The sequence below is a fragment of the Paenibacillus sp. 3LSP genome (assembly GCF_032465655.1).
GTDB classification, from domain to species: Bacteria; Bacillota; Bacilli; order Paenibacillales; family Paenibacillaceae; genus Fontibacillus; species Fontibacillus barengoltzii.
Window position 1 is genome coordinate 1 of sequence record NZ_JAWDJI010000212.1, and the last position, 12,222, is coordinate 12,222.

Annotated in this window: 11 protein-coding genes; 2 read left to right on the top strand and 9 right to left on the bottom strand. The window is 53.9% G+C overall.

Annotation, left to right across the window (positions count from 1 at the left end):
* The 8 genes from RW092_RS18470 to RW092_RS18505 all read right to left on the bottom strand — a co-directional run.
* Positions 1–971 (bottom strand): amino acid ABC transporter ATP-binding/permease protein (locus tag RW092_RS18470; RefSeq protein ID WP_316010933.1); only part of this gene is annotated, 971 nt, incomplete at its 3' end.
* Complete coding sequence (gene cydD / locus RW092_RS18475) at positions 968–2,704, bottom strand: thiol reductant ABC exporter subunit CydD (RefSeq protein WP_316010934.1); 1,737 nt, start codon at positions 2,702–2,704, stop codon at positions 968–970. The genes cydD and RW092_RS18470, both read right to left, overlap by 4 nt.
* Positions 2,704–3,720 (bottom strand): cytochrome d ubiquinol oxidase subunit II, encoded by a 1,017-nt coding sequence (gene cydB, locus RW092_RS18480; RefSeq protein ID WP_316010937.1) that lies wholly within the window; start codon positions 3,718–3,720, stop codon positions 2,704–2,706. Before cydB ends, cydD begins: the two co-directional genes overlap by 1 nt.
* Positions 3,707–5,116: a cytochrome ubiquinol oxidase subunit I gene (locus RW092_RS18485; RefSeq protein ID WP_410055554.1), complete on the bottom strand. Its 1,410-nt coding sequence runs from the start codon at positions 5,114–5,116 to the stop codon at positions 3,707–3,709. Before RW092_RS18485 ends, cydB begins: the two co-directional genes overlap by 14 nt.
* Positions 5,117–5,299: 183 nt before the next feature.
* Positions 5,300–5,680, bottom strand: a complete 381-nt coding sequence (locus RW092_RS18490) for a nitrous oxide-stimulated promoter family protein (RefSeq protein WP_410055555.1) — start codon at positions 5,678–5,680, stop codon at positions 5,300–5,302.
* A 1-nt stretch (position 5,681) separates the two neighbouring features.
* Positions 5,682–7,337 carry a hypothetical protein gene (locus RW092_RS18495; RefSeq protein WP_316010935.1) on the bottom strand — a complete coding sequence of 552 codons (1,656 nt, stop codon included), beginning with the start codon at positions 7,335–7,337 and terminating at the stop codon, positions 5,682–5,684.
* A 2-nt stretch (positions 7,338–7,339) separates the two neighbouring features.
* Entirely contained in the window at positions 7,340–8,128 is a 789-nt protein-coding gene (locus RW092_RS18500) for an ABC transporter ATP-binding protein (protein ID WP_316010936.1), read from the bottom strand.
* Positions 8,129–8,262: 134 nt separating this feature from the next.
* Positions 8,263–9,726: a catalase gene (locus RW092_RS18505; protein WP_085279446.1), complete on the bottom strand. Its 1,464-nt coding sequence runs from the start codon at positions 9,724–9,726 to the stop codon at positions 8,263–8,265.
* Positions 9,727–10,010: 284 nt separating this feature from the next.
* On the opposite strand from RW092_RS18505, the gene RW092_RS18510 reads away from it, so the two are divergent.
* Positions 10,011–10,844 (top strand): aldo/keto reductase, encoded by an 834-nt coding sequence (locus RW092_RS18510; RefSeq protein ID WP_028539183.1) that lies wholly within the window; start codon positions 10,011–10,013, stop codon positions 10,842–10,844.
* A gap of 78 nt (positions 10,845–10,922) precedes the next feature.
* Here RW092_RS18510 and RW092_RS18515 read toward each other — a convergent pair whose 3' ends face one another.
* Positions 10,923–11,936: a Gfo/Idh/MocA family protein gene (locus RW092_RS18515; protein WP_028539182.1), complete on the bottom strand. Its 1,014-nt coding sequence runs from the start codon at positions 11,934–11,936 to the stop codon at positions 10,923–10,925.
* A gap of 173 nt (positions 11,937–12,109) precedes the next feature.
* Here RW092_RS18515 and RW092_RS23860 point away from each other — a divergent pair.
* Positions 12,110–12,222: DUF4023 family protein (locus RW092_RS23860; protein ID WP_410055556.1), on the top strand; the 113-nt coding region annotated here is incomplete at its 3' end.

Genomic DNA, 12,222 nt, shown 5'->3' on the forward strand with positions numbered 1-12,222 from the left:
CGGCTGGCACTAGCGCTGTCGCCGCCCGAGATCCGCGCAAGCCGGTCCAGGGACACGCGGTATTGCGGCGTGCGCTCCACTGCTTCGGACACCGGCAGGAACGCGTCCGACAGCGGGAACACGATCAGCACAAACGCCGCAATCAGCGTAGCGTCGATCCGGCCAGCCGCAGCTTCGCCGCCGGCCCAATACACCATCGATACGACGACGAGGCCTACAACCAAGTGACCGATAAAGCTGCGCCAGCGTGCCCAAGCCCGCAGCTTGCGGTCCTTCCGCGCAACGGCAGCCTCGTCTTGCTCATACGATTGAAGGAACTCCGCCGAACGTCCGCTGATCACCCAATCCCCGATCCCCATGACGGCATCGGTCAGCTTCTGGTACAGCCCGTTCCGTTCTTGCTTAACCTCCTCGTTCGTCCGCTTCGTCAACCGCAACGAAAGGTACGGCAGCACGACGACGAGCACAAGGATATACGCGGCTAACAGCAACGCAAATGTCACGTCGAACACGCCCATGGCCACGATCACGGCTGCATAGAGAATCAACGCCACGACGCTTGGAAAGACGGTACGGATATACACATTCTGCAGCTGCTCAATATCATCGGCAAGCGCGCCAAGAATGTCGCCCGTCCGGTACCGGGATCGAATGAACAACGCCTGCGGTTCCAACACGCGATAGAGCCGCACGCGCATTTTCGCCAATATCCGCAACACCGTGTCATGCCCAACCAACCGTTCGACATAATGGATGACCGCTCGCCCGATCCCAAACGTGCGAACACCTACAATCGGTACATACACCAGCAAGATGTTGTAAGGCTGTAACGCGGATTTTGAGATCAAGAACCCGGAAGTGAACATCAACATCCCGGCGGAAACCAGCGTTAACACGCCCAGAATCAGATATAACGTAAACCGCCCGCTATATAACCGAAAGTAAGGCCGAACCCAGGACTCCTGCTTCATTTGATCTCCTCCCGCTGCGCCGCCGCCAATCGATAATATGCTCCGCGCTTAGCCATCAACTCGGCATGCGTCCCTGCCTCGACGACGCGGCCTTGCTCCATAACCATGATCCGATCCATTTCGCGCATCCAATGCAGCCGATGGGTCGCCAAAATTACCAGCTTCCCTTCAAACAGAGGCAGCATCGTGTGCTTCAGCTCATATTCCGTCTCGATGTCCAAATGCGCCGTGGGTTCATCAAGCAAAATGACTGGCCGCTTGCTAAGCAAAGCCCGGGCTAACGCCACACGCTGCTCCTGACCGCCGCTCAGAGGCCGGCCGCCGCCGCCAATCTGCTCGTTCAATCCACCCGGCAAGCTGAGCACGAGCCCATCCAGACCAGCAGCTGCCGCCGCGCGTTCCACCTCTTCTCGCGTCGCTTCCGGCGCATTAAAGCGGATATTCTCTTCCAACGTCCCACTGAAAATATACGGCTTCTGCGGGATATAGGTGATTTGCTCCCGCCAGCCCTGGGCCGTCAAATCCCCCAACTCCGTCCCGTTCAGCACAACCCGTCCCGAAGTGGGCCGCAGAAACCCGCCAAGCACATCGATCAACGTCGATTTGCCAGCCCCGCTTTCGCCGATGATGCCGATTTTGCCCATACCGCCCAACGTCAGGTTCACCTCGGCTAAGGAAGGCTTCGCTTCCTCCTCGTGAACGACTCCAATCCCGCGCAGGCTCAGCGTGCTTTCCGGCCCCCACGTCCAGTTCATTCCTGCAGGAACCGGTGCCGCCTTCGCTGCCTCCTCATCCGCGGCAGCAATGATCTCGTTCATGGCTTCGCCTGCGGCCTTCCCGTCTTGGGTAGCATGGAAGTCTGCACCTACCATCCGAACGGGCAGGAAATACTCCGGCGCCAGAATTAGTACGGTTAAGGCCGGCAGCAATACCATCTCCCCATTCACCAATCGAAGGCCCAGGCTGACCGCCACCGAAGCGACGGATAACATCGTAAAGAAGTCCAAGGCAAACGAAGACAGAAAGGCAACCCGCAACGTCTTCATCGTCGCCGACCGGTACGCATCGCTAACCCGGTCGATGGATGTGATGTGCGATTTGCTGCGCCCCAAGAACTTCAGCGTCTCCAGCCCGCGCAGCGAGTCCACGAAATGATTCGACAGCGTCCGGTACGACTTCAGCTGCCGTTCCGTCTGTTTGCGCGCTGCAAGTCCGATCAGGATCATAAAGGCAATCAGAATCGGCATCGTGATCGTCAGGATGATCCCGGAAGCCAGATCGAGCTTAAACACATAAGCCAAGATCAAAATGGGGGTGATACCCGTCGCCAGCGTGCGCGGCAAGAACAATTCCAAGTAATTGCGATACTTGGTCACCCCTTCAAGCACCAACGTTACCAAGTTCCCGGTCCCTTCGGTCCCGGCATAACGCGGTCCAAGCTGAAACAACTTCTCCAGCACCCGCTCCCGCAAGCTTCGTCCCGTCTCTTCGGCAAAAGCATACGCTATTTTCTGCCCCATCATTCCACAGCCCTGACGGACGATAAAAGCAAGCAGGAACAAGCCGGCCCCGCCGGCTTGTTCCTGCAGCTTGGCCCCGGCAAACAGGGCGGAGACAACCTCCGCCAACCATTTGGCCTGCCAGATGATTGCAAAGCTCTGAACGAGGGTCAGCAAGGCCATGATCATCATGACCTGCTTGATCCCCGCAATTTTCATTAATCCGCGTCCCATTAATATTCCAAATGCTCCTTCTCGTGTACGCGTTTATGGAATACGAAATAGCTCCATATTTGATAGCCTAACACGAATGGCAATAAGCTGCATGCGACGATCGTCATGACTTTCAGCGAGTAGTGGCCGGAAGAAGCGGTATCGATCGTTAAGGAGAACGCATCGCTAATCGAGCTGACCATCACCCGTGGGAATAGCCCCACAAATACCGCAGCAATCGACAAAGCGATCATCGCACCGGTCATGCCAAACGCCCAGCCGTCTTTTTGCTTACGAATAAACCAGCCTGCCAGGACAAAAGCAACGACGCCCAGTACAGCCACCAGGCTGATCAGCAAGCCGCGCACTTCAAATACGTCGGTTTCGAAGTACGTCAGCACGCCAAAGATCACGAACAGGGCGGCCAGCGGAATAAGCAGCTTGTGAGCCAGCTTACGGGCACGTTCTTGCAAGCTGCCGGTCGTCCGCAAGGAGGCAAACAGCAGCCCGTGAACGAGGCACAGCATCACAACCGTGATCCCGCCGATCAACGTGTACAGGTTCACCATATCAAACAGTCCGGCCTTCATTTCCATGTCTTCGCCAATCGGCAAGCCCTTCAGCAGGCCGGAGAACACAACGCCCAGCAGGAACGGAGGCAACAGGCTGCCGAGGAAGATCGCCCAGTCCCAGGTGCCTTTCCATTTGCCGCTGTCCACCTTGCCGCGAAACTCAAAGGCAACGCCCCGCGCAATCAACGCGAGCAGCAAAACGACAAGCGGTGTATAGTAGCCGCTGAACAACGTGGCGTACCAGTTCGGAAAAGCGGCAAACATCGCGCCCCCGGCGGTCAACAGCCAAACTTCGTTCGCATCCCAGAACGGGCCAATCGAGTTGATCAGAACCCGGCGTTCCATATCATTCTTGGCCAAAAACTGAGTGCTCATTCCCACGCCGAAGTCGAAACCTTCCAAGAAGAAGAACCCCACAAACAACACCGCGACAAGGACAAACCAAAGCTCATTAAGAGACATGATATCCCTCCTTACCAAATGGATCCCCGACCTGATCACGGCTGGCGGCAGCAATCTCATTTGGTCCTTTCTTGATTACTTTGACGAACAAGTACGCCATCACCGCGCCAAGTGCCCCATAAATGAGGGTGAAGGCAATCAAGGAGAACAGAATTTGTCCGCCTGTGACGCTTGGCGATACGCTGTCCGCTGTCTGCATCAAGCCAAATACCGTCCATGGCTGACGCCCGATCTCCGTCATAATCCAACCTGAAGTATTGGCGATAAACGGCAGGGAAATCGACCACAGCATCATTTTATAGAACCAGTTGTTGTTTGGCTGCTCTAGTTTTTTGCGCCATGCCAAATACGTACCGTACAACCCGAGCACGATCATCAAGCAGCCGGCGAGAATCATAATCCGGAAGCTCCAGAACGTCGTCCGTACCGGAGGGATGTAGTCGCCAGGACCGTAGGTTTGTTCATATTCGGCCTGCAATTCGTGCATGCCTTTCACCTCGCCGGAGAACTTACTGTAAGACAGGAAGCTCAGCAGGTAAGGAATTTTAATCTCAAAATTGTTCTTCTGATCATTTGAATCAATATGAGCATACAGCGTCCAAGGAGCAGGGTCGCCCGACTTGCCCCATAGCCCTTCGGAAGCCGCCATTTTCATCGGCTGCGTCTTCACCAGGTACTGCGCTTGTTGGTGACCAAACATCGCCGTAGCGAACGAAGCGATCAAGGCTACGATAATGCCGATCGTGAACGATTTTTTGAAGAACGCCACATCTTGACGTTTCATCAGCTTATATGCGCTGACCCCAGCGATCAAGAAAGCGCCTGTGGCAAAAGCACCCAACACCGTGTGCGGGAATTCCACCCACAATTGCCCGTTGCCGATCAGAGCGAAGAAGTCGTTCATTTCTGCGCGGCCGTTGTTGATCTCGAAACCAACCGGACGTTGCATAAACGAGTTCGCGGCCAAAATCCAGAACGCCGAGACGGTCGTCCCTAAAGCAACCAGCCAAATACACAACAGGTGCACTTTTTTGGACAAACGATCCCAACCGAAGATCCACAGCCCAATAAATGTTGATTCCATAAAGAAGGCAAACAGCGCCTCCACCGCCAGCGGCGCACCAAATACGTCGCCAACAAAGCGAGAGTAATCCGACCAGTTCATCCCGAACTGGAATTCTTGGAGAATCCCCGTCACGACCCCTACCGCAAAGTTGATAAGGAACAGTTTCCCCCAAAACTTGGCCATCCGTTTGTATTCTTCTTTGCCCTTCACAACGTACATCGTTTCCATGATGGCGATCAGCACCACCAGGCCGATGGACAAAGGTACGAAGAAGAAATGGAAAATCGTTGTCACCGCAAACTGAAGGCGAGCAAGCACAATCGGATCCAGCATTTCTTTTCCCCTACTTTCAAATAATTATTATCTAATGTGAATTCTATCACTGATCCATGAAAACGAACGGGGAAAAAGTAATAATTTTGTGACAGAAATCACATGAGATATGTCACAATTCCGAATATTGACCTGAAACCCGCATCAGATCAACATTTTTTGAGGGTCGTCCAATTTATGAAATTACTGTGAATGGCCTTTCTTCACGCCATCAAGGAGGTGCCTCAGCGTTAACACTGGGTGCCGCCAAAGCATCCGCGGACCGGCAAAAGCCATCACCCGGCGAATCCGCTCCCGCTGGATCGGCGCATAACAATGCACCGGGCACGTCAGGCATGTGGTCTTCCCTTCACCGAACCGGCAGCGGTCCAGCCGCTGCTCGGCATAGTGGTGAAGTTCAGCGCACTCGTCGCATAACCACACGGAGGCGGGATGATGAACCGCAGCACGCCTAGGAGTTCGTTCCCTGTCCCCATGTTCCTTACGGCAATATAGCGCGATCATCCGAGTCACGGTGATCTTTTCCCGGCGAATTCGCGGCCCGTCGTTCTTAAGCATGGCCATCTTATCTTGTCACCTTCTGCGTTCCCCGCGTCTGGAAGGCCAGTCTCCATCCCAGCCACGTTACCGCGATCATGAGCAGTCCGTAGGCCACAACCCCAAACGGAAGCGTCGTTGCCAGCCAATGCAGCACGCCAAATGCGCCGAGCAGCAGCATCAATCCCATGACAACAAAGCTTTGGTTCTGCTGCCCCGCCGCTTCGAAGGGTTCGGAGAAGGGCAGTCCCTTGCGAATGAATAGGAAACAAAGAATCGCGAAAGCAAACATTGCCAATCCCACCACGATCAAGTCCGGAATAATGGACGCTCCGAACAGCACGGCAAATATCACCGCCTCAATCACATATAACGGCAACATGAGCCGAACCAAGCTCGCCAGCAAAGCTCCTTTGTAAATGGACGCTTCGCCGGAGATCGGAGCAGTCCGGTAGATCCAGGCCGCTTTATATCGGCTGGAATAACGCAGCATCATGATGAGTGATGGCAGCATAATCCCGCTAAAGTAAATAAACAAATAAGACCGGGAACCGGAGATCCCCTCCAAGCCCTGATCAAGTCCATTCGAGAATAGGAAGATGAAAGGAAACACGATCGAGAAGCCCAAAGAAGGGTACACCTTCAGCTTAAACTCGCGCTCCGTTCCCAACATTGACCAGGTAAAGCGAAAGTAAGCGCTCTCCTGCGGCGAGGAGCAAAGCCAATCGGAGATTCGGCGCAGCATCTTCCCCGACCGCTGCCCGCTCTTCGCGCTGGGTTCCGCCAGCTTCTGCAGGTTCCGTTCCAAAGCCGGCATTAGCTTCAGATACAGCAGGAAGGCGGCCAGCGGAACAACTACGGACAGAGCTGCCAGCCCGGCATACGTCATCCCTTCGCCCGGATGAAGCAGCGATTGAAATGCAGCGCCAACCCATACCGGCGGCACCAAGTACTGCCACCACGCCGGCTTGAAGACGATGTCCATCTCCGTGAAGTCGAACAGCCGGACCAACACCTGATAACCTACCGCAATTGTGATCGTCATCCCGATTTGCACGTAATTGATCATATCCTTCAGCTTCTCGCCGTCAAAAAACCGCAACACGACCAAATACAACAGCGCGGTCAGCACCACGATCAACAAGTCCATCAGGATGAGCTGCAGCAGCATCAGGGCACAGAACCCGATCCCCTGCCGAATTAATCCAACCGCCAGCGGAATCACCGCGATGGCTCCGGTCAAAAAGAACAGGTAAATAAAGATATGCACCGTCTTCGCCATCGTGAGCGTACGGCGGTTAATCGGCTTCGTCGCCAAAATGCTTCGATCCCGAATATCTAGCAGCACCGAGGAGAAATCGGAGATCATCGAGGTCATCACCATAAACATCATAATGCCAAACAAGATGCTCATCTGAAACAGCAGATTATCCCCCATCAGCACGAACATCGAGCTCAGTCCGCCAAACAGGACATACATCCACAGAGAGCGGAGAAACTGGTTGCTGTCCTCTGGTTCCTGCTTTCGCCTCTTATTTGAGTTTTTGGCCAGCGTAGGCATCCTTCTCGCATCCATCGCCAGCTTCACCTGAACGATTCGGCGCATCACCGGATATTCCACGCCTATCTTCTCGAATAATCCGCGAAACCGGTCCAACACCTGCAAACTCTTCATCTCTTTCATCGCTACACCCCTTGCACGATCGAGACAAGCCGGCTGGCAATATCCTGATGCTCGTTAAACCCGGTCAGCTGGTTGAAGATCTGTTCCAGCGATCCTTCATGGTTCTGAGCCTTTAGCTCATCAAAGCTGCCGTCGGCCACAATGCGGCCGCCGTCCAACAGAACGATTCGGCTGCTGATCTTCTCAACCACGTCCATAATATGAGAAGAGTAAAAAATCGCCTTGCCTTGCGCCGCCAAGAGAGCAAGCATTTCTTTCACGACCATGACACTGTTGGCGTCCAGTCCGCTCAGCGGCTCGTCCAGGAACAGCACGTCCGGATTATGCAGCAGGCTGGAAACCAGCAGCACCTTCTGCTTCATGCCCTTCGAGAAAGTTGAAATTCGGGAGTTAAAGGCGTCCCCAAGACCAAATTCCGTCATCATTCGCCGAGCTTTCATCTCGGCGTCATCGGCGGATAAGCCGTACAGTTCACCAATGAAGGTCAAGTATTCAGAAGCGGTCAACGTATCGTACAGCTCGGCGATCTCCGGTACGTATCCGATCCTTTTCTTGTAGCTGACATCGCCGTCGCCGGGATTTTGCCCAAAGACCCGGACCTCCCCTTGATACCCTTCAACCAGGCCTAGCATAATCTTGACGGTCGTGCTCTTCCCTGCCCCGTTGGGTCCGATGTAGCCGATAATCTGGCCCGGATACACCTCCAAATCCACCCCGTTCAAAACGTGATGTCCCCCATAGCTCATGCGTAAATCCGCCAGCTTAATCACAGGATTCATTGTCGTCGTCATCGATTCAGCCCCTTTCTACTGCCCTCAGTTTACCATACATTTCCTTACGACCGGAGCTGAAATCTTCACACAAAAAGGCACCTTCCGATCCTAACGGTTCGGAAGATGCCTTCTTTATATAAAAGGGATATCGATTATCCCTGGACATTGGATGGAATAAAGCCGCTGATATCTACGCCAAGCCCTTGTGCCAGGCGCATACCGTATTCTTTGTCAGCTCGGAAGAAGTTGCACACCGCGCGCAGTTGAACTTGCTCCGGGGTCTGTTTCAAATCGTTCACCAGGTTAGAGATTAGATGATCTTTCTCCTCAGCCGTAAAGCTTCGATACAGCTCGCCCGCTTGGGTGAAATCGTCGGTTTTGGTGATTTTCTCCCGGCCGATGTGTCCGCTGACCGGCACTACACTGTCGCGGTAAGCCGGATCTTCCTTCGGAGTGGCGTCGAAGCTGTTCGGCTCATAATTGATTGGCGATGGATCCTGCTTCACGTTCATGAAGCCGTCCCGCTGATGGTTTCGAACCGGAGCATACGGGCAGTTCACCGGGATTTGTAAATAGTTCGCACCCAGCCGGTACCGTTGGGTATCCGGGTAAGAGAACAACCGGCCTTGCAGCAGCTTATCCTCGGACGGTTCAATCCCAGGCACGAGCACGCTTGGCGAGAACGCTGACTGCTCGACTTCCGCGAAGAAGTTTTGCGGATTGCGGTTTAGCGTCATTGTGCCGATTTTGATCAAGGGATAACTGTCCTCCGGCCATACCTTCGTAGGATCCAGCGGGTCGAAGCTCCAACGATCCAGATCTTCCACTGGCATGAGCTGTACGTTCAACTCCCACTGCGGGAACTCGCCGCGAGCAATATGGTCATACAGGTCGCGGGTCGCATGGTTAAAATCTCGACCCTGCACTTCTTGAGCTTCTGCCGCCGAGAGGTTTTTTACCCCCTGCTTTGTTTTCCAGGTGTATTTGACGTATGTGGTCTTCCCCTCGGCATTAATCCACTTAAAGGCGTGGACGCTAAAACCGTCCATCTGGCGATAATTCGCCGGGGTCCCGAAGTCCGAGAACACCCAAGTCATCATATGAGTCGATTCGGTGGACAGAGTCATGAAATCCCAATACCGCGCCGGGTCTTGGATGTTCGTGTCTGGAGCCGGCTTCAGCGAGTGCACCATATCCGGAAATTTAATCGCGTCGCGGATAAAGAAGACCGGAAGATGGTTCCCGACCAAATCGTAGTTGCCTTCCTCCGTATAAAACTTCACCGCAAATCCCCGCGGGTCCCGCGCTGTTTCCGGAGAACCTTGCCCGTGAATCACCGTAGAGAAACGGACAAACACCGGAGTTTCCCGGCCTACCTCCTGCAGGAAATGGGCTTTTGTGAACTCCTTCATGCTGCGCTCAGTGACAAATACCCCATGGGCCCCTGCCCCACGAGCATGCACGACGCGTTCCGGAATCCGTTCGCGATCGAAATGGCCCAGCTTCTCCAGCAGATGGTAATCTTCCAGCAGTGTAGGGCCGCGCTGCCCTGCTGTTCTAGAATTTTGATTATCGCCTACCGGTGCTCCCGTATTTGTTGTCAGCCGGTTATCCATAATATCATTCCTTTCGATTTATTATTACACTAAGACTTATTCTAAAAACTATAATAAATAGTACCACTTCCCCCTCTAAAACGCATGAAGGTTCCATGAGGGGTTGATGAAGATTGTTCAGTTGCCTTCTGAAATACCTCCATTATTGAGAATATGGGAGAACCATCATGAGTATGTCAATTCTGTGACATTTGTCGTCTCAGGTAATTTGAAAAATGTACCAAAGGATGCTATACTCACCCTGAAAAATTAGGACCATTCACTATAAGAAGGAGCGACACGTCATGGAATTCGTCACTTTAAATAATGGGCTACAGATGCCAAAGCTAGGCTTCGGAGTTTGGCAGGTACCGGATGAGGGGGCTACGGCCGCAGTGGCTAAGGCGCTTGAGGTAGGTTATACCTCCATCGACACGGCGATGATCTACCGCAACGAAGTAGGGGTCGGCAAGGCAATCAAGCAATCTGGTATTCCCCGTGAGAAGCTGTTTATTACCACAAAAGTATGGAACAGCGACCAGGGTTACGACAGCACGCTGCGAGCCTATGACGAAAGCCTGGATAGACTTGGGCTCGATTATGTCGATTTGTACTTGATCCACTGGCCGATGCCGAAGGTCGATCGGTACGTGGAAACCTACAAGGCAATGGAGAAGCTGTACCGCGATGGCCGCGTAAAAGCGATTGGCGTGTGCAATTTCGAAATCGAACATTTGGAGCGTCTGCTAAATGAAACGGAGATTAAGCCGGTGTTGAACCAGGTGGAATGCCATCCGCACCTGACGCAGACCGAATTGAAGGCGTTCTGCGCCAAACATGATATTTACGTCGAAGCCTGGAGCCCGTTGGAGCAAGGCGGTGAGGTGCTGACCGATGCGGTGGTGAAATCGATTGCCGAAGCCCATGGCAAGACACCGGCCCAAGTCGTTCTCCGCTGGCATCTGCAGAACAACACGATTGCGATTCCGAAATCGGTGACTCCATCCCGGATTGAGGAGAACTTTAACGTGTTCGACTTCCAGCTGTCGGATGCTGAAATGGAGCAGATCAGCGGCCTGAATCTCAATCGCCGCAAAGGCTCTCATCCGAACGAGATGTACGTAGGTAAGCCGGAATAAAGGTTAACGTTAGAATAAAAAACGCGGGTTGCCTGAGCGCTCTACGGAGAACTCTGAAGCCAACCCGCGTTTAATTTTTCAAATCGATAACTCGACCCGCCGTCTCTCTCTTGCTGAAGTCAGGCATGCCTCCAGGACAGCCATGCCTTTGACCGCATCGGCAGGTGTAAAACGTAATGGACGTTCACCAAATGCAGCAGCGGCGAAATCGTCCAGCTCGGCCACATACGGGTTGGCCGATTCCGGTACCTCTGTACGTTTCTCTCCGCGAACGGTAACGATATACGCAGCGTCCTCCCCTCCGGCGGTATACGCCATCGGCACCTCAATCGTCCCTTCCGATCCGACAATTTCGAGCAACTGGCGATGTTCGGTCCACATCCCGCAGTCGAACGTCAGTCCGATGCCGCCAGGAAACTCGACAAGCCCGGAGGCCATCATATCGACGCCGCCATGACGGTCAGAGAACTGGGCTAATACCGTGACCGCCTCCGGCTCTTGGCCGAGCAGAAAGCGTGCTGCGCTGATCGGATAACAGCCCACATCGTACAACGAACCCCCGCCCCACTCCGGCTTCAACCGGATATTGGCCAAATCTTCCGCGTTGTTGAACGTAAACGCGCCTCGGATGCCGCGGAGCTCACCGATCTCACCATTATCCAAAATGTTGCGGATCCGAGTCCAGCGCGGATGATGGCGGTACATGAATGCTTCCGCCAGCAGGACGCCGGCTTTATCTGCGGCCGCTGCCATCTCCTCGGCCTCGGCGGCCGTCAACGCCAGCGGCTTCTCACATAGCACATGCTTACCTGCTTCAGCGGCACGAATCGCCCATTCCTTATGTAAGTGGTTCGGCAACGGAATATACACCGCATCCACCTCGTTATCCTCCAGCAGTTCTTCGTAGCTGCCATACGCTTTCGGAACGTTGAACCGGCTGGCGACCTCCCGGCTTTTCTCCAAATTGCGGCTGGCTACTGCGGCAAGGCTCCCCGTTGTGGACTGGCCAATGGCCGGCATAACCGCGTTGATCGCGATACCGGCGCAGCCGACGATCCCCCATCGCAAATGACGTTTGTTGTTTACTTCCATGGTCTACCCCCTCTTCCCGTGGTTGTCCCCTTCATTGTACATGTCCGAAGCAGGCAAGTATAGAGCATTGGGGCCTGATGAAAAAGGATGGAACGGGGCATAGTAATCCAGAAGAGTCGGATCTATGTAGATCTGCAACCTACCTTACTTCAACCAAGGAGACGATCGACCTCATGGAAAATCTGCACGAATTCGTCGAGAAGGTTCACGATCAACAGGAGAAGCAAGCCAATAAGAAAAACGCCTGGCGGCGTCCTTTTAAGTTCGTTCAACTGAGTTCATACGT